General features: G+C 59.3%; 20 protein-coding genes and 2 pseudogenes. 8 read left to right on the top strand and 14 right to left on the bottom strand.

The genetic code is table 11. The features are described 5' to 3' along the window. Positions 1-938: methionine aminotransferase (locus ENTHG_RS10045; RefSeq protein ID WP_044178666.1), on the bottom strand; the 938-nt coding region annotated here is incomplete at its 3' end. A gap of 121 nt (positions 939-1,059) precedes the next feature. Between ENTHG_RS10045 and ENTHG_RS10050 the strand changes: the two genes are divergently transcribed. From ENTHG_RS10050 to ENTHG_RS10070, 4 genes are all read left to right on the top strand, one after another. After that, the gene (locus tag ENTHG_RS10050) at positions 1,060-1,674 is read left to right on the top strand and encodes a methylthioribulose 1-phosphate dehydratase (RefSeq protein WP_044178669.1); all 615 of its coding nucleotides are present in this window, start codon (positions 1,060-1,062) and stop codon (positions 1,672-1,674) included. Beyond that, the gene (mtnC, locus tag ENTHG_RS10055) at positions 1,671-2,360 is read left to right on the top strand and encodes an acireductone synthase (RefSeq protein WP_044178671.1); all 690 of its coding nucleotides are present in this window, start codon (positions 1,671-1,673) and stop codon (positions 2,358-2,360) included. The genes ENTHG_RS10050 and mtnC overlap by 4 nt, the downstream gene beginning before the upstream one ends. Further along, positions 2,357-2,899, top strand: a complete 543-nt coding sequence (locus tag ENTHG_RS10060) for a 1,2-dihydroxy-3-keto-5-methylthiopentene dioxygenase (RefSeq protein WP_044178674.1) — start codon at positions 2,357-2,359, stop codon at positions 2,897-2,899. The genes mtnC and ENTHG_RS10060 overlap by 4 nt, the downstream gene beginning before the upstream one ends. 293 nt (positions 2,900-3,192) lie before the next feature. Beyond that, complete coding sequence (locus tag ENTHG_RS10070; protein ID WP_044178680.1) at positions 3,193-3,510, top strand: hypothetical protein; 318 nt, start codon at positions 3,193-3,195, stop codon at positions 3,508-3,510. A 29-nt stretch (positions 3,511-3,539) separates the two neighbouring features. Here ENTHG_RS10070 and ENTHG_RS10075 read toward each other — a convergent pair whose 3' ends face one another. Both ENTHG_RS10075 and ENTHG_RS10080 read right to left on the bottom strand, forming a co-directional pair. Then, entirely contained in the window at positions 3,540-4,814 is a 1,275-nt protein-coding gene (locus tag ENTHG_RS10075; protein WP_044178683.1) for an MFS transporter, read from the bottom strand. Beyond that, the gene (locus ENTHG_RS10080; RefSeq protein WP_044178686.1) at positions 4,811-6,235 is read right to left on the bottom strand and encodes a M20 family metallopeptidase; all 1,425 of its coding nucleotides are present in this window, start codon (positions 6,233-6,235) and stop codon (positions 4,811-4,813) included. The genes ENTHG_RS10075 and ENTHG_RS10080 overlap by 4 nt, the downstream gene beginning before the upstream one ends. A 168-nt stretch (positions 6,236-6,403) precedes the next feature. Here ENTHG_RS10080 and ENTHG_RS10085 point away from each other — a divergent pair, with 168 nt between their 5' ends. After that, positions 6,404-7,327, top strand: coding sequence for a LysR family transcriptional regulator (locus tag ENTHG_RS10085; RefSeq protein ID WP_044178689.1), 924 nt, complete (start codon positions 6,404-6,406; stop codon positions 7,325-7,327). Here ENTHG_RS10085 and mtnA read toward each other — a convergent pair. After that, positions 7,324-8,346 carry an S-methyl-5-thioribose-1-phosphate isomerase gene (mtnA, locus tag ENTHG_RS10090; protein WP_044178692.1) on the bottom strand — a complete coding sequence of 341 codons (1,023 nt, stop codon included), beginning with the start codon at positions 8,344-8,346 and terminating at the stop codon, positions 7,324-7,326. The genes ENTHG_RS10085 and mtnA overlap by 4 nt on opposite strands. A 105-nt stretch (positions 8,347-8,451) precedes the next feature. On the opposite strand from mtnA, the gene mtnK reads away from it, so the two are divergent. After that, positions 8,452-9,651 (top strand): S-methyl-5-thioribose kinase, encoded by a 1,200-nt coding sequence (gene mtnK / locus ENTHG_RS10095; RefSeq protein ID WP_044178695.1) that lies wholly within the window; start codon positions 8,452-8,454, stop codon positions 9,649-9,651. A gap of 124 nt (positions 9,652-9,775) precedes the next feature. Here the strand turns inward: mtnK and ENTHG_RS10100 are convergent, their stop codons facing one another. From ENTHG_RS10100 to ENTHG_RS10115, 4 genes and pseudogenes are all read right to left on the bottom strand, one after another. Beyond that, positions 9,776-11,020 carry an LVIVD repeat-containing protein gene (locus ENTHG_RS10100; protein WP_044178698.1) on the bottom strand — a complete coding sequence of 415 codons (1,245 nt, stop codon included), beginning with the start codon at positions 11,018-11,020 and terminating at the stop codon, positions 9,776-9,778. A 48-nt stretch (positions 11,021-11,068) separates the two neighbouring features. After that, positions 11,069-12,133 carry a sugar ABC transporter substrate-binding protein gene (locus tag ENTHG_RS10105; protein ID WP_044178701.1) on the bottom strand — a complete coding sequence of 355 codons (1,065 nt, stop codon included), beginning with the start codon at positions 12,131-12,133 and terminating at the stop codon, positions 11,069-11,071. An 18-nt stretch (positions 12,134-12,151) separates the two neighbouring features. Next, positions 12,152-13,147 (bottom strand): ABC transporter permease, encoded by a 996-nt coding sequence (locus tag ENTHG_RS10110; RefSeq protein WP_044178704.1) that lies wholly within the window; start codon positions 13,145-13,147, stop codon positions 12,152-12,154. Beyond that, positions 13,144-14,645: pseudogene (locus ENTHG_RS10115) on the bottom strand (sugar ABC transporter ATP-binding protein). The gene ENTHG_RS10110 and the pseudogene ENTHG_RS10115 overlap by 4 nt, the downstream one beginning before the upstream one ends. Positions 14,646-14,807: 162 nt before the next feature. Here ENTHG_RS10115 and ENTHG_RS10120 point away from each other — a divergent pair. Next, a complete protein-coding gene (locus ENTHG_RS10120; protein ID WP_044178707.1) occupies positions 14,808-15,896 on the top strand; it encodes an oxidoreductase in 1,089 nt (362 codons plus the stop codon). A 324-nt stretch (positions 15,897-16,220) separates the two neighbouring features. Next, positions 16,221-16,373 carry a hypothetical protein gene (locus ENTHG_RS25595; RefSeq protein ID WP_154657538.1) on the top strand — a complete coding sequence of 51 codons (153 nt, stop codon included), beginning with the start codon at positions 16,221-16,223 and terminating at the stop codon, positions 16,371-16,373. Between the two features lie 76 nt (positions 16,374-16,449). Here ENTHG_RS25595 and ENTHG_RS10130 read toward each other — a convergent pair whose 3' ends face one another. The 6 genes and pseudogenes from ENTHG_RS10130 to entE all read right to left on the bottom strand — a co-directional run. After that, a complete protein-coding gene (locus tag ENTHG_RS10130; protein WP_044178710.1) occupies positions 16,450-16,647 on the bottom strand; it encodes a YbdD/YjiX family protein in 198 nt (65 codons plus the stop codon). 48 nt (positions 16,648-16,695) lie between these two features. Continuing rightward, positions 16,696-18,801 (bottom strand): pyruvate/proton symporter CstA, encoded by a 2,106-nt coding sequence (cstA, locus tag ENTHG_RS10135; RefSeq protein WP_044178713.1) that lies wholly within the window; start codon positions 18,799-18,801, stop codon positions 16,696-16,698. Between the two features lie 324 nt (positions 18,802-19,125). Beyond that, positions 19,126-19,539, bottom strand: coding sequence for a proofreading thioesterase EntH (gene entH / locus ENTHG_RS10140; protein ID WP_044178716.1), 414 nt, complete (start codon positions 19,537-19,539; stop codon positions 19,126-19,128). Then, positions 19,540-20,286 carry a 2,3-dihydro-2,3-dihydroxybenzoate dehydrogenase EntA gene (entA, locus tag ENTHG_RS10145; protein WP_044178719.1) on the bottom strand — a complete coding sequence of 249 codons (747 nt, stop codon included), beginning with the start codon at positions 20,284-20,286 and terminating at the stop codon, positions 19,540-19,542. Continuing rightward, positions 20,286-21,146, bottom strand: coding sequence for an isochorismatase (locus ENTHG_RS10150; RefSeq protein ID WP_044178723.1), 861 nt, complete (start codon positions 21,144-21,146; stop codon positions 20,286-20,288). The genes entA and ENTHG_RS10150 overlap by 1 nt, the downstream gene beginning before the upstream one ends. 12 nt (positions 21,147-21,158) lie before the next feature. Further along, positions 21,159-21,325, bottom strand: a pseudogene (gene entE / locus ENTHG_RS25065) (2,3-dihydroxybenzoate-AMP ligase); the annotation flags it as partial.

Raw genomic sequence — 21,325 nt, forward strand, 5'->3', positions numbered from 1 at the left:
ATTTCCAGGCGACTGTTACCCAGCGCGTTAACCAGCAGATCGCGGCGCTGACGATAGAAATCCGGCAGCTGCAGGTAATGCTCCGGCTCGGCGCGCAGCATGTCCGCCAGAGCCAGCTGGGCCGGGGTATTCACCGAGAAGGTCAGGTACTGATGCACTTTACGCAGTTCCGCGCTGAGGGCGGCGGGCGCAACGCAGTACCCCACTTTCCAGCCGGTCATATGGTAGGTTTTGCCAAACGACGAAACGGCGATAGCCCGCTGCCGCAGTTGCGGGTGCGCCAGTACGCTGGCATGCCCCTCCTGCGCAAAGCAGATATGCTCGTACACCTCATCGCTCAGCACATAAACTGCTTTATCACTGATAGCCTGCCACAGGGCGGCAAAATCCTCGTTGCGCCATACCGTCGCCGACGGGTTGTGCGGCGTATTAAGGATAACAAGACGGGTGCGTTCGCTAAGCAGGTCATTAAAGGCCTGCCAGTCAACGCGAAAATGCGGCGGCTGCAACGCGATGCGCTTGAGCACGCCGCCCGCCAGTTCCACCGCCGGGGCATAGCTGTCGTAGCTCGGATCGAAACAGATAACTTCATCTCCCGCCCGCACCAGCGCCGTTATCGCCGCGTAAAGGGCCTCTGTCGCTCCCGCCGTCACGGTGATATCGCTTGCGGCATCCGGCTTGTAGCCATAAAGCGCTTCGGTTTTATCCGCGATGGCCTCTCGCAGCGCCTGCACGCCGGTCATCGGCGCGTACTGATTGGCCCCCTGGGCGACATGATACGCCAGCCGCTCCTGCAGATAGCGCGGGCCATCAAAATCAGGGAACCCCTGAGAGAGGTTAATCGCCTGGTGCGCCTGCGCCAGCGCGCTCATCCGGGTAAAAATAGTAGTGCCTAATGCAGGAAGTTTACTGTCTGGAATCAGTACGTTATCGCTCATTGTCCCTTGCCTGTCCGTCATACTCATGTTGCTGCCACTATAACACGATGCTAGTATTTGGCAATCAAGACGCTTAGACGTCTAAATAATAAGAACATACCTGCGTATAAGAAGGAAAATCATGTCCCATCGCCTGCAACTTGATGATCTCGTTACTACCTGCCACTGGATCGGCCAGAAAGGCTGGGCGCCCGCCACCGGCGGCAATATGTCGATAAGAGAAGACGCCGAATGGTGCTGGCTCAGCGAGTCCGGCAAAGATAAAGGCAGCCTGACCCCCGACGATTTTTTACAGGTTTCTATCGCCGATAACCATGCGCCATCCGGCCGCAGGCCTTCGGCGGAGACCGGCCTGCATACGCTAATCTATCGCCTGTTTCCCGACGCCGGCGCGGTGTTGCATGTGCATACGGTCAACGCCACGGTGTTGTCCCGTGTGGTGCGCGCCCCGCAGATAGCCTTTAGCGGCTATGAAATGCAGAAATCCCTGCGCGGCCAGACAACCCACCTTGACAGCCTGCCTGTGGCGATTTTTGATAATGACCAGGACATTGAAGCTCTCGCCCGCCGCATCGAAGAGTATGCCCGGCAACATACGCTCAGCTACGGCTTCCTGCTGCGCGGACATGGGCTGACCTGCTGGGGGCGCGACGTTGCCGAAGCGCGACGCCATCTGGAAGGGCTGGAGTTTTTGTTTGAATGTGAAATGCAGCGTCGCCTGCTGGAGAGAGAATGATCCGCGCAATCGTCACCGATATAGAAGGCACCACCAGCGATATCCGCTTTGTTCATAACGTGTTATTCCCCTATGCCCGGGAGCGTTTGCCTGCGCTGATCGCCACGCAGCAGTATATTGAGCCGGTGAAAAGCATCCTTGATAACCTGCGCGATGAGACTGCCGCCCCGGATGCCTCCTCCGAAACGCTGCTGGAGACGCTGCTGCGCTTTATGGATGAGGACAGGAAATCCACCGCCCTGAAAGCGTTGCAGGGGATTATCTGGCGCGAGGGTTACGTCAACGGCGATTTTACCGGCCACCTCTACCCGGACGTGCTGCCGGCGCTGGAAAAATGGCGCGCGCAAGGGATTGATCTTTATGTTTATTCCTCTGGCTCGGTGGCGGCGCAAAAACTGTTATTTGGCTACAGCGACGAAGGTGATATTACTCATCTGTTAAGCGGTTATTTTGATACGCGGGTCGGGGCAAAGCGTGACGTCGCATCCTATCGCGCTATCGCTGAACAGCTGGCCCTGCCGCCTGCGCAGATCCTGTTTCTTTCTGATATCCATCAGGAGCTGGATGCCGCCGAACAGGCCGGTTTTCGCACTGTACAGCTGATTCGCGGCGACGCGGATTCCGCCAGCCATCACCACCAGGTTCATCTTTTCGATGACATAACGCCGGAGCAGATCCCTTCATGAGCGCACTGACGATTTATTCTGACCACGACGCCAGCAAACATCTCTGGCACAGCACCGACGCGACAGAGATCCAGCAGCAGCTGAACGCCAAAGGCGTGCGCTTCGAACGCTGGCAGGCGGACCGCGATTTAGGGCTTAACCCGACGCCGGAGACGGTCATTACCGCTTACCAGCACGCTATTAATAAGCTGGTGGCGGAGAAAGGGTACCAAAGCTGGGACGTCATTAGCCTGCGCGCCGATAATCCGCAAAAAGCGGCGATGCGCGCAAAATTCCTTAATGAACATACCCACGGCGAAGACGAGGTGCGCTTTTTTGTTGAGGGCGCGGGGCTGTTTTGCCTGCATATTGGCAATGAAGTCTGGCAGGTGCTGTGCGAAAAGAACGATCTGATCTCCGTCCCCGCCGGTACGCCCCACTGGTTTGACATGGGCTCAGAGCCCAACTTCACCGCAATCCGTATTTTCGATAACCCCGAAGGCTGGGTAGCGCAGTTTACCGGCGATGCGATTGCCGACAGCTATCCACGGCTGGCCTAATCCTGCGGTTAACCCGGCCTGTAGCGGACAAAAGGCCGGGTTATTACCGTGTAACGTCATATTTTGATTAACTTTATGTCTTCATGAAACAGCCTGCCGCTGGTGGAAGGCGCGCTGCCTGCGTTAAGCTTGGGGTTTCTGTTATTCGGCCCGGACAAAAGACGCGTGAAATACTTTTTATATCTGCTGCTCTGTTTACCCGTCCTTGCGGCGCAGGCGGACGATGCCATCAGACTCAACTGTCCGCCCAGGGGCAATATCACCGTCTCTTTTTTAATTACTACCTCATCACCATGAAATGGGGCGATCATTTCCAGGTCGCGTCGGGCAAATCGAAAAACCATACTAAAAACGGCCAGCGTTACTGGACGACGACCTTTGGCAACGGCGATGGCCTGGCATACTTCCCTGACACGCAGCAGTACTACCTGTTTTATGCCGGTTCCGATGAGCCGGTCCCCTGTACCGAGCATGGCAGCTATGTCTACCCGGTCATTACTCCGCCGCGTTATGAAAACAGCCTGGCCGACAGGCAGGAGCAGGCACAGGCATCCGACAGCGAAACGGACGATTCGCCGGTGGTACTAAGCAGGCCGGGGACGCAGGGATAACCCCTCTCCGCACGGAGAGGGGAAAACGGTTAGCGATGCTGTTTCTGTGTCTGCCACAGCGCCAGCACGCTCAGGAACACCGTTGCCATCAGATAGAAGCCCGGTGCGAAATGGCTGCCGGTGGCGCTAATCAGCAGGGTACAGATAAACGGCGCGAAGCCGCCGAACACCGTCACCGCCACGTTGTAGCTTATCGACATGCCGCTGGCGCGGGTCGAGACCGGGAAAATATCGGCCATCAGCGACGGAATGGTGGAGAAGTAAAACGATTTTAACAGCGCCATCCAGCCCACCAGCAGCGACAGGGAGAGCGGCGTCACGTTCAGGCTGGTCAGCCAGAAGGCTGGCAGCAGCGTAAACGCCAGCAGGCCCAGCGCGGTCCACAGCAGACGTACCCGCCCTACTCTTTCCGCCAGCAGGCCGCCAATCGGCGTCACCACCGTTAAAATAACCCCGGCCAGCAGCGTTGCGCCAAACGCTGACGAGGGCGGCAGCCCCAGGTTCTTGGTCGCCCAGGTAGGCACGTAGTTCAGCATATAGTTAATGGCGGTGGAGACCACCATCAGCCCAATCGCCAGCAGGATCAGCCGCTTTTGTTCGCCAAACAGCAGTTTTACCGGATGGCGGGTCTTTTCAGTCTGCACATAGGCCGTCGGCTCATGCACGTGGCGGCGGATCCACAACCCCACCGGCCCAATCAGCAGGCCAAAGGCGAAGGGAATACGCCAGCCCCAATCGGCCAGCTGCGCAGGGGTAAGCCAGTGCGCCAGCCCCAGCCCGAACGCCGACGCCATCAGCGTACTGGCCCCCTGGGTGGCGAACTGCCAGCTGGCGATAAAGGCTTTGCGCTCCGGGAAGTGCTCCACCAGAAAGGCGGTCGAACTGCCGAACTCGCCGCCTGCCGAGAAGCCCTGAATCAGGCGGGCCAGCAGAATCAGCAGCGGCGCGGCCACGCCCAGGGTGGCGTAACCCGGCATAAACGTAATTATCGCGCCGCCCAGCATCATGAGATTAATCGACAGCAGCAGCGACGCTTTACGCCCATGTTTGTCGGCATAAGCCCCCAGCACCACCGCGCCGAGCGGGCGAATAAGGAAAGCGATACCAAAGCTACCAAAGGTTAGCAGCAGCGAAACGGTCGGGTTAGTGGCAGGGAAAAACGCCTGCGCGATATAGCTGGCAAAAAAACCGTAAACCGCAATATCGAACCACTCCAGGGCGTTACCGACACAGGTGGCGAGCAGCGTTCTGTACAGATTCGGGCGCGCCTCAGGCCGCGCCTCTTCACGAGCCAGTGTTGTCATTGCCCACCTCCTGCCTGATGTTGTTGATGACGCGCCAGCAGCTCGCGCCCCTTTTCGCCCAGCTCCCAGAACAGCCGGGTCATGATGGCCAGCCCTTCACGGGCAATGGCGATGGGCAAATGCTCATCCGGCGCATGCTGGCCGCAGGCGGGATAGGAGTGCGGCACCCACAGCGTGGGCAGGCCTAAAATCCCGGCGAAGACATCGTTAGGCAGAGAGCCGCCCAGGTTAGGCAGCAGCGCCGGTTTCTTCCCTGTCGCGTCATTCATTGCCGCCAGCACCCAGTCCACCAGCGGATCGGTCGGATCAAAACGGGTGGCCGGGGTTCCGCGCACTTCGCTAAGGGTCACCATCGAAAAGCCGTGCGCATCCAGATGGGCGCGCACCGCCTGCTCCAGCCGTTGCCAGTCAGTACCGACCACAAAGCGCAGCTGGCAGACCGCCGTCGCCTGGCCGGGAATGGCATTCATCGGCTGCGCCGGGTTGCCGGTCAAAAATGAGAGCACTTCCAGCGTGTTCCAGCCGAACAGTTTTTCCGCCGCCGACAGCCCAGGCTCCCCCCAGGCAGGGTCGGTAGCCGGGTCGTTTTCGCCCCGCGCCGGGGTGATGTCCGCCAGAATCGTTTTCAGCGAGGGCGTTAGCGCAGGCGGTTTCAGCGCCGCAATCTGAATTTCACCCTTGCCGTCCACCAGGCTTGCGATGGCGTTGGCAAGCTGCGTGCCGGGGTTGCTCAACAGCCCGCCCCAGTTGCCGGAGTGGTAATCTTTCGCCCGCGCAATGATCGTCAGGCGGAAGTTAACGCAGCCGCGGGAGCCCAGGAACAGGGTGGGACGATCGGCGCTCAGGCGCGGTCCATCGGAGGCGATAAACAGATCGGCATCGATCCGCGCTTTCAGCTGTTCGCAAACCGCGGCAAGCCCAGGGGAGCTCATCTCTTCCCCCATCTCGCACAGCCAGACGCAGTTAAACCCCAGCCGCCCGTTACGGGCATGATACACCTGTTCCAGCGCCGCCAGGTTAACGGTGTGCTGGCCTTTATTATCCGCCGTACCGCGGCCGTACCAGCTGCCGTCGCGCTCGGTCAGCGTCCAGGGAGAGAGCCCGTCGGCCCAGCGCGCGTCGTCGCCGAATACCACATCGCCATGGCCGTAGCACATCACCGTCGGCAGAGAGGCGTCCTCTTCCCGGCTGGCGAGCAAAAAGGGGCGCGCGGCATTCACCGGGTTAGCAATAACTTCGGTGGTGAAACCCATCTCCTGAAAAGCGGGAATAAAGGCGTCGTTATAGTAACGCTTAAGCTCCTCGTCCCGGTCGCTACGCTGGCTTTCGCTGGCGATAGCCACCCGTTCTGCGAGCACGCGTTTAAAATGGCCGCTGTCGAACCACGCCAGCGCCTGCGCAATTACCTGTTGTGTTGTCATGTTGTTTGCCCTGTCTGATTTGCGGCCTGTGGCGCAAATATCTGTTGTTCTCTTTTTGTTCTATCCCAGAACAGAGCCTTGCCACAATTATAATAATTGCAATTTGCCGTTGCCTTTTTGATAAGGGTACACTGCACTTTTGCGGGGCGTTTTTTACGGGTCAGACAGATGCTTAATAATGAACTGCGCTATTTTATGGCGGTGGCGACAACCGGTTCGCTGAGCGCGGCCAGCGAGCAGCTTTACGTGGCGGGCTCCGCCATCAGCAGACAGATTCAGAAGCTGGAAACCCGCCTTGGCGTGGCGCTGTTCGACAGGCATGCGCGGGGAATGATCCTGACCGACGCCGGGCAGATTCTGGCCAACCACGTGCGCAAGAGCATGCGCGATATGGAATATGCGCTGGCGGAGATTCACGGGCTGACGGCGGTGCGCAAAGCGCTGGTGCGTCTGGCCTGCACAGACGGGATGGCCTTTGACCTGCTGCCTGGGCTGCTGGCGCGCTTTCGCAAGCTGCATCCCGGCATCAGCTTCGATCTGCAGGTAGGCAGCGCAATGCAGGTGGCCGAATGGGTGCGACGCAACGCCTGCGATATCGCCTTTCAGTTCAGCCTCGCCCCGGAAAAAGAGGTAGAAATCATCGCCGCCTGGCCCGCGCCGGTGCTGCTGCTGGTTGATGGCGGGCATCCGCTGGTGTGGCAGGAGAGCGTGGCGATGGAGGACCTGCATCTCTACCCGCTGGTGCTGCCAGAGGCGGGCACCACGCTGCGCCAGCTTTTTGACCTCTCCTGTCGGATGGCGGGAACCTTTATCGAACCGGTGTTCAGCAGCAATAACTTTTCCGCGCTGTATGACTTCACCCGCCATACGCCGGACGCGGTGACCGTCTGCAGCCATTTCAGCGTGCTGTGGCGGGCGACAAGAGACGGCATGACCTTAAAAACGATTAATAATACCTCCCTGAGCCAGCGCATGCTGCAGATTCAGGTGCCGGGCAGTAAACACCGTCCGGCGGCGGTCAACGCTTTCCTGACAATGATCGCCCAGGCGCTGGAGAGCGAACATAAAGCGTGGATGGCGCGGCTGGGTTAAGCGCGGCGAAACGCGCCCGCGGCGACCTGCTCTGGCGTTACCACACCGCTGTCCAGCACCCAGCCGCTGATCAGCGCCGCAGGCGTCACGTCAAAGGCCGGGTTGTAGACCTGGGCGTTATCGGGCGCCCACTGTACCGCGCCGAAGCTGCCCGCCACGCCGGTCACCTCTGCACCTGCGCGCTGCTCGATAGGGATAGCCTCACCGTTCGGGCAGTGCGGGTCGAGGGTGGTTTGCGGCGCGGCGACATAAAACGGGATGCCGTGAAATTTTGCCAGCACCGCCAGCGAGTAGGTGCCTATCTTGTTCGCCACGTCGCCGTTAGCGGCAATTCTGTCCGCGCCCACCCAGACGGCATCCACCTCCCCTTTTGCCATCAGGCTGGCGGCCATGGAATCGGTAATAAGCTGATAAGGCACCCCCAGCTCACCCAGTTCCCAGGCGGTGAGCCGCCCGCCCTGCAGTAACGGGCGCGTCTCGTCAACCCAGACATTCGCCACCTTGCCCTGCTGGTGGGCCAGCGTAATCACTCCCAGCGCTGTTCCCACGCCCGCCGTCGCCAGCCCTCCGGTATTGCAGTGGGTCAGCAACCGGCTGCCCGGCGTCACCAGCACGCTACCGGCATCGGCAATACTGGCGCACAGCTGTCGGTCCTCTTCGATTAAACCCAGCGCCTCTGCCGCCAGCGCCGTTACGTAATCGTTTTGCGCCAGCGCCAGCTTCATGCGATCGAGGTTATTCATCAGGTTGACCGCCGTGGGCCGGGCTGCGCGCAGGGTCTCCAGCGCCGCCGTAAGCTGCTCCCGGCTTTGTCCCTGCTCTGCCAGCAATGCCAGCAGCAGGCTGGCGGAGAGGCCAATCAGCGGCGCGCCGCGCACGCGAAGGGCATGAATATGGCCCACTAACGCCTCAACGGAGCTGGCGGGCAGCCAGCGCTTTTCCTGCGGCAGCGCCTGCTGGTCAAGGATGTAGAGCTGGTTATCCAGAAGGCGCAGGCTGGTGGTCTGTAATGTCTGCATGTCGTTAAATCCCTGTTGCGTTGTTGTAGCGTATTGTGTCAGGATGAAACACGGATGTATAGACGTCTGAATGGCTTATTAGCACAAGAACAGAGGATGAAAGCAATGTCGCAATACCGTACTTTCACCGCTCAGGATGCCGTTGCCTGGGCACAACAATTTGGCGGCCTGGACAACCCCTCCGAACTGGTGGAAGCGCGGGAAGTGGGCGACGGAAACCTCAATCTGGTGTTTAAAATCTTTGATACCGATGGCGTAAGTCGTCTTATCGTCAAACAGGCGCTGCCTTATGTCCGCTGCGTGGGCGAGTCCTGGCCCCTGACGCTGGACAGAGCGCGGCTGGAAGCCCAGACGCTGGTGGAACACTACCGGCACGCCCCGGCGCATACCGTTAAAATTCTTCATTACGACCCGCTGCTGGCGGCAATGGTGATGGAAGATCTTTCCGATCACCGAATCTGGCGCGGCGAACTGATTAAAGGCGTCCATTACCCGCAGGCGGCGGCGCAGCTGGGGGAGTACCTGGCGCAGACGCTGTTTCATACCAGTGATTTTTATCTGCATCCCCATGATAAAAAAGCGCAGGTGGCGCAGTTTATTAACCCGCAGATGTGCGAAATCACCGAAGATCTGTTCTTCAACGATCCCTACCAGCGTCACGAGCGTAACAACTATCCGCAGGCGCTGGAGGACGATGTCGCCGCGCTGCGGCAGGACCCGGCGCTAAAAATTGCGGTGGCGTCACTCAAGCACCGATTCTTCTCCCACGCCGAAGCGCTGCTGCACGGCGATATTCACAGCGGGTCGATTTTTGTCGCCGACGGCAGCCTGAAAGCTATCGACGCGGAGTTTGGATATTTCGGCCCGATTGGCTTTGATATCGGCACCGCCATTGGCAACCTGCTGCTTAACTATTGCGGCCTGCCGGGGCAGCTTGGCATCCGCGATGCCGCCGCCGCACGCGAGCAGCGGCTGCTTGATATTCAGACGTTGTGGTTCAGCTTTGCAGAGCGTTTTCAGACGCTGGCCCGCGAGAAAACCCGCGATGCGGCGCTGAGCGAGCCGGGCTATGCCGCCGCGTTTCTGCAAAAGGTGTGGACAGACGCGATTGGTTTTTGCGGCACCGAACTGATTCGCCGCTCGGTAGGGCTTTCACACGTTGCCGATATTGATACCATCGCCGACACGGAGATGCGCCACGCCTGCCTGCGCCACGCCATTTCGCTGGGCAAGGCGCTGGTCGTCATCGCACCGCGTATTGATAACGTTGAGGAGCTGGTAGCGCGGGTGCGGCAGTATAGCTGAGGGCCCCCGGATGCGGCTTACGCCTTATCCGGGCTACGAATTAGTTCCCTCTCCCCTATGGGGAGAGGGTCAGGGTGAGGGGAACAGGCAACGCAGAGTGCCCCGGATGCGCACCCGAACTCCTTCACCCCAGATACTCAATCACCGACAGCCCGCCGTTATAATCCGTGCTGTAGATAATCCCCTGCGCGTCAACAAACACATCGCATGACTGAATCACCTGCGGGCGGCCCGGGCGCGTGTCCATCATCTTTGCTGGCGCGGCGGGCACCAGTGCGCCGGTCTCCACCGGGCGGTACGGGTTAGAGATATCGTAAGCGCGTACCCCGGCATTCTGTAACGTGGCGAAAATCAGCGTCGAGCTGATAAAACTCCCGGGGCGGTTTTCGTGCAGATTATGCGGCCCAAAATGGGCCCCTTTCGCCACATAGTCCGTCTCATCCGGCTGGGGAAAGGTCGAGATACTGACCGGGTTTGACGGTTCGCGGATATCAAACAGCCAGATAAACTTCTCCCCATCCTGCTGGTTGTCCAGCACCGCTTCATCCAGTACCACCAGCAGATCGCGGTCCGGCAGCGGCAGCGCGGTATGGGTGCCGCCGCCAAAGGGCGGGCTCCAGTTGCGGTGGCTAATCAGCGCAGGCCGGGTGCGGTCCTTCACATCAAGCAGCGTCAGGCCGCCGTCACGCCAGCTGCCGTAAGCGGTATCGCCTGCGATGATCGCGTGGTGCAGCGCATAGCGTTTTCCCTCCGGCCAGTTGGGCGTTTCGCCCGCCGCCTGGTTCATGCCCGGCAGCCACCAGCGCCCCGCCACTTCGGGTTTGCGCGGGTCGGCAAGGTCGATGGTCAAAAAGATGTAATCGGTAAAGCCATCAATCAGCGCCGACACGTAGGCCCAGCGCCCGCCCACATACCAGATGCGGTGAATGCCAATGCCGTTCAGGGAAAGAAAGCTGATTTCGCGCGGCTTTTCCGGCGTGGAGATATCAAAAATGCGCAGCCCGGCGCTCCAGCCTTTATCCTGCACGTCGCTGACCGTTTCGCCCACCTGGCGGGTGTAATAGACTTTTTCATCTGCGAAACGGGCGTCGGCAAAGAGATCGCGCGCGTTAATCACCAGCAACAGATCGTCGTGCGCCTGTAGATGGACATTCCATGTCCCCGGCGGCGCGGGAATATAGCCTGCGGGCCGGGGGTTTTTCGGGTCGCGGACGTCCACGATGGAAAAGCCTTGCGAAACCATATGGCCGATATAGGCAAAGCCGCGATGCACCATCAACTGGACGCCGTCCGGGCGTCCGCCCTGGTCGCTATGCCCAATCAACCGCATATTGCGGCTGTATTCCGGGCGCGGAAGTTCAGCTGTCATTGTTGTTCCTTTTACCCCCTCTCACCGGGAGAGGAGGAGACCGTAACGTTACCTGTTTTTCGCTTCCAGCGTCGAGAACCACGGGGCGATAAAATCTTCCGTCTGGCCCCAGCCGGGAATAATTTTCCCCAGCGACGCCACGTTTACCGCGCCCGGCTGCGCCGCGAGCAGCGCCTGCGGAATGGCCGCGGCTTTAAAATCATAGGTCGCAGGGGTCTGCTCGCCGGCAATCTTATTGGCAATCAGCCGCACGTTGGTGGCGCCAATCAGCTTCGGATCGACCGCCACGCTTACCTTCCACGGGCTGCCCGCCTCGCGCATCAACTGCAGATCCTGGTTGGAGACATCAATACTGTAGAGTTTAATCTCGGTGCGCCCGTTCTCTTTCAGCGCTTTATAGGCACCCTGACTAAAGGCGTCCCACGTTCCCCAGATGGCGTCAATCTGCCCTTTCGGGTATTTCGCCAGCACCGCGCCGACTTTATTGGCGGTGTCGCCCTGCACATCGGAGGAAACAGCGCCAATCGACTCCAGTTCTTTTATGCCCGGGTAGCTTTTCAGCATTTCGGCATAGGCCGCCTGACGGCGCTCCATGGGTGGGAACCCGGCGACCCACAGTTTGATGATATTGGCTTTGCCGTTGAAATCTTTCGCCAGCGCGCCAAAAGAGAGTTTTGTCAGCGACGCGTCATCCTGCTGCGTTACCGTCACGCCAGGGATGTCGCCGTTCACGGCGGTATCAAACACCGAGACTTTAATCCCGGCATCCACCGCTTTTTTAATCAGCGCCGTGGAGTAAGGATCGCGCCCCTGCGACAGGATAATGCCGTCATATTTCTGGCCGATCGCCTGGTTGATAAAATCCTGGAATTTGGCGTCATCGCCATTGCTTAAGAACGTGCTGACCTTAAAGCCCAGTTTTTTACCTTCCTGCACGGCACCGGCGACAAACTGGGTGGTGTTATCGTCGGAACCGAGGTTGCGAATCAGCGCGATGCGAATCGGGCCATTGTGGCTGGCGATGGCCTCCGGCACCGGCGCAGGCGTAGCCGCATAGCCCGGCAGCGCGCTCAGTAATCCCAGCGCCAGCAGTGAGAGTGCTCTCTTTTTCATCTGTTTTCCCCTGAATAATTAACGACGCTGGAAGTAAGTCAACGCAAGGGCGCCAGCCAGCACCAGCCCCTTAATAATGTCCATGGCGTAATAAGGGACCGAGAGCATCACCAGCCCGTTCGACAGCACCCCCAAAATCACCGCCCCTATTAGCGTGCCTAGCGCGTTGGGCTTGCCTGAGCCCGCCAGCGAAAAGCCAATCCACGCCGCCGCTACCGCGTCCATCAGATAGCCGCCGCCCGCGTTGACCTGCGATGAGCCAATGCGCGACGCCAGCAAAATGCCGCCAAGCCCGGCCAGCAGGGAGGCGATGACATAGGCCGCCACCTTATAGCGGGTGGTGCGAATGCCGGAGAGACGGGCCGCCTCCGGATTGCCGCCGATGGCATACATCCGCCGCCCGTGGGTGGTGAGCGACAGACCCATCTGCGCCACCACGGTGACCGCCAGCATAATAATGACAATGGTCGGCACCTGGCCGAGCAGGCTGAAAGCCGCAGGAATCGTCCCTTCCGCCATTTCCCCACTCGGCAGCACCATGTTTTCGGTGATGGAGCCGCCGTAGCTGTAGGTCATCGCCACGCCCTGAATCACAAACAGGCTGCCCAGGGTGGCGAGCATATCGGGAATGCGCAGCACCACGATTAAAAAGGCGTTAAACAGCCCCACCAGCGTACAGAGCGCAAGGGTCACGATAATCGCTTCGGTGGTGCCAAAGCCGTGCCAGACAAACAGCGAAATGACCAGCGCGTTTGCCAGCGAAGCGGTGGAGCCGACGGAGAGATCAAAGCCGCCAATCGTCAAAGAGATCGACACGCCGACCGCAATCACCGTCACGATGGCAATCGAGCGCAGAATATTGATGATGTTAAACGGATCGAGAAAGTTATCGGACGCCAGACCAAAGATGGCGACCAGCGCCACCACGGTGAGCAACATGCCCCATTTATAGAGAAAATCGAAAAACTGCTGACGGGACGATACCGCAGCCTTAACTGAAAGGGCTTTGCTCACGACGCCGTTCCTCCGGTGGAAAAATAAAGTAAGGACTCTTCGCGGGCCTCCTCGCCCTTCACTTCCGCTACGATGCGCCCGTCCCAGAGCACACAAATGCGGTCGCACAGCCCGACCAGCTCGGCAAACTCCCCGGAGGCGTAGATAATACCTTTCCCCTCCCGCGCCAGGCCGTCAATCAGCCGGAACAGGTCGGTTTTGGCTTTTACATCGACGCCTTTGGTCGGCTCGTCAAAAATCATTACGCTGGCGTTACCGCGCAGCCATTTACCGATCGCCACTTTCTGCTGGTTGCCGCCGGAGAGGCGGCGCAACGCCTGCGCCGGGCCGGTGGTACGCACGCCAACGCGGGCAATCACCTCCTGCGCCCAGCGCCACGCCTGACGGTGGCCGAACAGCCCCCAGCGCGAGAAGCTGTTATCGGCGCTGACCGACAAATTCATGGCGATGGGCTCTTCGATAAAAATGCCCTCTTTGCGCCGCTCCTCCGGCACCAGCGCCAGCCCGCGCAGCACGGAATCCGCCGGGTCGCGGGGCCGCCACGGCTGGCCGTTCAGCTCGCCGCGCGCTACCACGCTTTTACTGGCGCCGAACAGCGCTTTGCACAGTTCTGTTTTGCCTGCGCCCGCCAGCCCGGCGATGCCCAGAATCTCCCCTTTGCGCAGGCTCAGAGAGATATCTTTAAGCAGCCGTTCATCGTGCAGACCGTCAACGTGAAGCAAAATCGCTTCGCCGTGGGGCGGACGGGCGGGCGGATAGATGTCGTCAAGCTGATGACCGAGCATCTTCTCTACTATCTGCTCGCCGCTCAGGGTTGCCATCGGCCCGGACTCAATCAGCCTGCCGTCGCGCAGCACGGTAAGGGTGTCGCAAATGGCTTTCAGTTCATGAATACGGTGAGAGATAAACACCACCCCAATGCCCTGTTGTTGCAGGCGTCTGACCACGGCAAACAGACGTTCGCTGTCATGCTTATCGAGCGGGGCGGTAGGTTCATCCAGGATCAGGAACCGGCAGTGATGGGAGAGCGCCCGCGCCAGCAGAATCTGCTGTTTTCCGCCAGGGTGCAGCTGTCGACAGCGCGGCGGACGTCGAGCGTCACTTCCAGCTGCGCCAGCGCCTCTTTTGCTCGCCTGCGCACTTCGCCCCAGCGGTATGCGTGGCCCGGCGCGGCAAGCTGGTCGAGCATGATATTTTCGGCGATCGACAGGCCAGGCACCAGCGCCACGTCCACTTCCTGCTGGACCAGATGAATGCCAAGCTGCTTCGCCTCGCGCGGAGAGCGAATGGCGACCACCTGATTGTTAATGGCTATCTCGCCTTCGTAGCGGTCGTGCGTGCCGCACAGCACCGCCATCAGGGTCGACTTTCCCGCGCCGTTCGCGCCGGTCAGGGCATGAACTGAGCCGCCGCGCAGGGTGAAATCAACGTGTGATAACGCGCTAAAACCGGCAAATGCGAGGCTGATATCGCGCATCACGAGATGGTTGGTGCTCATCCTTCACGGCTTCCTGAGATTAATAGATTGATTTAGCGAATTTTTCACACCGCCGCTTGACTGGCAACGACAGAAAAGGCATAAGTTAAAGCTAAATATTATTAGCCATCCGGATGTCCAGACATAACATCGGGTTAGCAAACAGGCACAAGGACACTGCATATGAACACTACTGATATTCGCGTCGTTACCGGCCCGGCCAACTACTTTTCCCACGCTGGCAGCCTCGCCCGGCTGAACGATTTTTTCACCGGGGAGCAGCTCTCCCGCGCGGTGTGGATCTATGGCGAACGCGCCATCGCCGGGGCACGCGATTTTCTGCCGGAGAGTTTTAACGCGCCGGGGGCCAGACGGATCCTGTTCAAGGGCCACTGCAGCGAGCGTGACGTCGCACAGCTGGCGCAGGAGGCGGGCGAGGATCGGGCGGTAGTGATTGGCGTCGGCGGCGGCGCGCTGCTGGATACCGCCAAAGCGGTGGCCCGCCGTCTCGGTTTACCGCTGGTGGCCGTGCCGACGATTGCGGCAACCTGCGCGGCCTGGACGCCGCTCTCCGTCTGGTATAACGACGCGGGCCAGGCGCTGCAGTTTGAGATTTTTGACGACGCCAACTTCCTGGTACTGGTCGAGCCGCAGATTATCCTCAATGCGCCGGCGGAGTATCTGCTGGCCGGTATCGGCGATACGCTGGCGAAGTGGTATGAAGCGGTGGTGCTGGCCCCCGAGCCGGAGACGCTGCCGCTGACGGTACGTCTGGGCATTAACGGGGCGCTGGCGATTCGTGACGTCCTGCTGGAAAGCAGCGAACAGGCGCTGGCGGACCAGGCGCGCGGCGAAGTCACGCAGGCCTTTCGTGACGTGGTGGATGCCATTATCGCTGGCGGCGGTATGGTGGGCGGCCTGGGCGAACGCTATACCCGCGTCGCCGCCGCCCACGCGGTGCACAATGGCTTAACCGTGCTGCCGCAGACGGAAAAATTCCTTCACGGCACGAAAGTGGCCTATGGCATTCTGGTCCAGAGCGCGCTGCTTGGCCAGGACGATGTACTGGCGCAACTGGTGGACGCTTACCAGCGCTTCAATCTGCCCACCACCCTCGCGGCCCTGGAGGTGGACATCCACAATCATGCCGAGCTGGATAGGGTCATTACCCACACTCTGCGCCCGGTGGAGTCAATTCACTATTTACCCGGTGAATTATCTCCCTCCACGTTACGCGCCGCGTTCGAGAAAGTAGAACGCTTCGCCCGATAACAGATTAGCAACCGGCCTCACTATTTTTGTCAGGTCGGTTGCCAAACGAATAAACGGATTATTTAAATAAAAACTGTAATTAATAACGATTATTGCGAACCGCAAAATTCGGAATTTTTCTAGATCTATAGTATTTACTTATCCCGCCTGAATCTCTACAGTACTTCCTCAGAATTAATATTAAGAATAAAGCGCTGTTTCGCCCTCGGGCTTAACCGCGACCTTTTGCGTGTCGAAGAGAGATGGTTACGTCTGTTACCGGTCTTATATAAATACGCGAAATATATAAAACAAAAAATAAGCAATGCAAGGAGCATTTCATTTATGACTATTCAGTTCATCAATGATGAAGAGGGAAATCCGCAGTTTGTTGTTATCGGATATGATGAATATACCCGCCTGACTTCCTATGAAGAGGAAGATGAGGATGAGGATGAATCCATGGAATATGAGACGGATGATTACTATTATCGATAGACGATCTGAATAACGAAGCGCAGATGAAATGACAAGCCGCCAGCCAACAGTTCATTGGCTGGCGGAATTAGCCACACTAGCAGCACTTCGCCCCGCCCTTGCCGCCATAGCGCGCATCCTGTCTTTCCCGAAAAAATTCTTCATAGGTCATCGGCGTCTGCTCCGGATGCGTGATACGCATATGCTCAACGTAGTTATCATAATCCGGAACGCCAATCATCATTTTGGCCGCCTGGCCCAGATACTTCCCTGCTTTAGATAGTGTGTCGAACATAGTGGCTCTCTTTAAAGCCCCTCCCGGTAAAGAGAGGGGCAGGACAAATTAATGGGCGCTTTTCGCCTGCGTGACAATCTCATCCAGATTGGACGGCATCGGCTCGTAGGGTCGCTCTTTCGACGTTGGCCGATCCACTTTCAGGGACGCCAGCGCCGTTTTCACCGAGAAGAAGGCCAGCACCACGACCACCACCATAAAGAAGATGGTTAGCCCCGCATCCAGACGGTTATTAAACACCAGCTGCGACAGCTGCGACTGAGTGTACTGCGCCGGAATATTACCGCTGTCGATCATTGCCTGGAATTTATTGGCAATGGCGAGGAAACCGACTTTCACATCCGGGCTGAACGCCTTCTGCCAGCCTGCCGTCAGGGTACAAATCAGCAGCCATGCGGTGGGCACCAGCGCCACCCATGCATAACGCTGACGTTTCATTTTAAACAGTACCACCGCGCAGAGCATCAGCGCCATTCCCGCCAGCATCTGGTTGGCGATGCCAAACAGCGGCCATAGGGTGTTGATGCCGCCGAGCGGATCGACCACGCCCTGATGGAGGAAGTACCCCCACGCCAGCACGCAGAGCGCCGTTGCCACCAGGTTGGCGGGCAGCGAATCGGTGCGTTTCAGGCCGGGGGAGATGACCCCCAGCAGATCCTGCAACATAAAGCGGGCGGCGCGCGTCCCGGCATCCACCGCCGTCAGAATAAACAGCGCCTCAAACAGAATAGCGAAGTGATACCAGAACGAAACATCCATCATGCCGCCCAGCGCGCCATGCAGGATATAAGCCATGCCCACCGCCAGCGTCGGCGCGCCGCCAGCGCGGGAGATGATCGACTGCTCCCCCACTTCCTGGGCTATCTGGTTTAAGGTATCCGGCGTGATGCTAAAGCCCCAGCCGCTCACGACCTGCGCTGCGGATGCCACGACGTCGGTCGTGCCCGCAGGCGCCAGCACCGCCATCGGGCTATTCATCGCAAAGTAGACGCCCGGGTCGATAATACAGGCCGAGACCAGCGCCATAATAGCGACGAAAGACTCCATCAGCATGCCGCCGTAGCCGATAAAGCAGGCCTGCCCTTCGTTGGCCAGCATTTTCGGCGTGGTGCCGGAGGAGATAAGCGCATGGAAACCGGAAACCGCGCCGCAGGCAATGGTAATAAACAGGAACGGGAACAGGTTGCCCGTCCACACCGGCCCTGTACCGTCAACAAACTTCGTCAGCGCAGGCATGGTCAGCGTCGGACGCATAATCAAAATGCCGATCGCCAGCCCGATAATGGTGCCGATTTTCAGGAAGGTGGAGAGGTAGTCGCGCGGCGCGAGCAGCAGCCACACCGGCAGCACCGCCGCCACAAAACCGTACCCTACCAGCATCCAGGTGAGCTGCACGCCGGTGAAATCAAACAACGGCGCCCACGTCGGGCTTTCCGCCACCCAGCCGCCGGAGATAATAGCGAAGATCAAAAAGACCAGCCCAATCACCGACACTTCACCGATACGCCCCGGACGCAGATAGCGAATGTAGACGCCCATAAAAATCGCCAGCGGAATGGTAAAGGCCACGGTGTAAGTCCCCCACGGGCTGTGGGTCAGCGCTTTTACGACAATCATCGCCAGCACCGCCAGGATAATCACCATGATCATAAAGGTCGCCACCAGCGCGATAACCCCGGCGGTCGGCCCCATCTCCTCTTTCACCAGTTCCCCCAGCGAACGCCCGTCGCGGCGGGTGGAGACAAAAAGCACCATGAAATCCTGTACCGCCCCGGCCAGCACCACGCCCGCGAGGATCCAGATCATGCCGGGCAGATAGCCCATCTGCGCGGCCAGCACCGGCCCCACCAGCGGCCCGGCACCGGCAATCGCCGCAAAATGGTGACCGAACAGCACTTTTTTATCAGTGGGCACATAATCCAGCCCGTCGTTATGGCGCACCGCAGGCGTCATGCGGGTGGGGTCTACCGCCAGCACATTTCTGGCGATATACAAACCGTAAAATCGATAGGCAATAAGGTAGATACACACCGCTGCGACCACAATCCACAGCGCGTTGATCTGTTCACCGCGATTGAGCGCGATATAGCCAAGCGCAAACGCCCCGACAACGGAGAGCAACGCCCAGATAAGGTATTTCCCTGAGTTATTCATAGCGATTATCCGTGTGCGAAAAGGAAGATGTTACATTTTGTTTCTAGAACACGTTTCGGTTTTTAACAATGTTTAAACACTGGAATTTAGTTATGAAACCGGGCATTTACATAACAGTGCTACGGGGATCACTTATGCAGGAAAAATGAAAGAAAAATAGCGGTAAGAATGTGTGAGGAGAGAGGTAGCCCGGATAAGGCATCCGTTTCCGGGAAAATCCCGGGTGCGCTCACGCTTACCCGGGCTACGCGTCGAGCGGTATCAGGTTTTTCGTAGCCCGTATAAGGCAACGCCGCATCCGGGAAACAGGCTCTGGCTATGTCGCTAGCCAATAACCGCCGTACTCAACCGGCAGGTGCAGCAGCGCCGCCCCTGCTCGTCAAACACGACAATTTCCCAGCTCTGGTTTGAGCGCCCCAGATGCAGCGGCTGGCAAACGCCCCGCACCCTGCCCTGCGCGACCGCGCGATGGTGGGTGGCGTTAAGCTCCGTACCCACCACGCACTGGCCGTCGCGGGTCATCATATAACCCGCCATCGAACCGAGGGTCTCGGCAAGCGCGGCGGATGCGCCGCCATGCAGCAGGCCAAAGGGCTGAAAAGTGCGGGCGTCAACCGGCATTTCCGCCTCCAGCAGCCCCGCTTCCAGCCGGGTGTAAACAATGCCCAGATGCGCCACCAGCGTGTCGCGGCTGGTGGCATTCAGCGCATCAAGAGTTAACTGACGTTGCCAGCCCATTTACGCCCCCAGGGTGGAGCCGCCGTCCACCACGATATCCTGCAGCGTAATGTGGCTGGCGAGGTCAGAGGCAAGGAACAGGATCGTGCTGGCTATCTCCTGCGGACGGGCGATTTTACCCAGCGGAATCCCCAGCTTGAACTGCTCGCCAAAGCCGCGGATGCGCTGCGCTTCGGCATCCTCGTTTACCCACAGGGTGCGCTGCATATCGGTATCGGTAGAGCCAGGCGAAACCAGATTCGCCCGCACGCCGCTTGCCGCCAGTTCCAGCCCCACCGTCAGCGCCAGGCTTTTCAGCGCCGCTTTTGACGCGCCATACGCGCTCATGCCGATACGCGGCGTATGGGCCGCGTCGGACGCAACGGTGACAATCGCCCCGCCCCGCTGACGGCGAAACTGCCCCATCGTCGCCTGAAACAGATTGAACGCCCCGCCTACGTTGACCGCGAACGTCTGCTGCCAGTCCGCCAGGGAGAGCTGGTCGGTGGCCCCCATGCGCAAAATGCCCGCCGCGTTAACCAGCACGTCAAGCCGGGAAAGCTGGCTGAGCAGGCGGCCGCAGACGTCGCTCACCTGCCCGGCATCGGCGACGTCCAGTACCTCGGTGGCAAAGGGATAATCCTGCTGCGGAAAAGCCAGATCGAACCCCGTAACTTGCGCGCCCGCCTCAGCAAAGGCCAGCGCGGTGGCGTAACCAATGCCTTTGCCCGCGCCGGTCACCCACACCGTCTTGCCGCTAAAGTCCATTACTGCACCTCGCGGGAGAGCAGCGCCCACCAGGCGTCGATAGTGGGATTTTTCGCCAGCATCACGAAGTCGATATCACCGTGCACTTTGCGCCAGCGGGCGGCCAGCGCCATCATGCGTACCGAATCCAGACCGTAGTCGATCAGGTTTTCGTCGTCACAGGGTTCGTCAGATTCATCCAGCAGCGGCAGGATCAGCGCCCGCAGCGCCGCTTTGCTGGCAGGCACCGGCGCGGGAAGCAGCGCGTCGGTCATCATCACCCGCCCGGCTCTTCCCGCCACATAATTGAGCGCCATCAGATGCTCGTCGCGGGTAAAATCCGCCAGCGCGTCGGCAATGAAGAAGGGCTTAATATCGCGCATAAACGCGTCGGTTGCGGTGGTCATACAGCCGATATGCGCATACACGCCGGTAATGATCAGCTGATCGCGCCCCGTCTCTTTCAGCATCTGCTCCAGCGGCGAGCGGTGAAAAGCGCTGTAGCGCCACTTCACCAGCACGGTGTCGGCCTCATCCGGCGCAAGTTCGGCGACAATCTGCTGCTGCTGCTGCGGCGAACGGGTCAGCCCCGGCCCCCACATATCGTTGAGCAGCGCCCGGTCCTCATCGCTCTGCTCTTTTGGCTGGGCGGTGTAGTAAACCGGAATATCATGCTGCTTGCAGAAGTGGCGCAGCGCGGCGATATTGGCCACCACCTTTTCCATCATCGGGCAGTTGTCACCCCAGAAGTTCAGGAAATACGCCTGCATATCATGGATTAACAGCGCCGCGCGGGTCGGCTCGAAGGCCCACTGCACTTTGTTCTGCGGGATCTCATGTGCCTCAGGCAGCGCGTAGCCGGTCAGTTTTGGGATTGCCATCTTATCTCCTTGTTACGCTTGCGCGCGTTGCGCCAGCCACTGGCGTAACTGTTTTTTGTCAACTTTGCCGACCGGCGTCAGCGGCAGCGCGTCCACGCACTCCACCCGGTCCGGCAGCTTGAATTCCGCCACACCCTGCTCGCGCAAAAAGCGGCGAATCGCCACCGCGCGCAGCGGCG

Origin of the sequence: Phytobacter massiliensis JC163 (assembly GCF_000321045.1) — a bacterium.
Lineage (GTDB): Bacteria > Pseudomonadota > Gammaproteobacteria > Enterobacterales > Enterobacteriaceae > Phytobacter_A > Phytobacter_A massiliensis.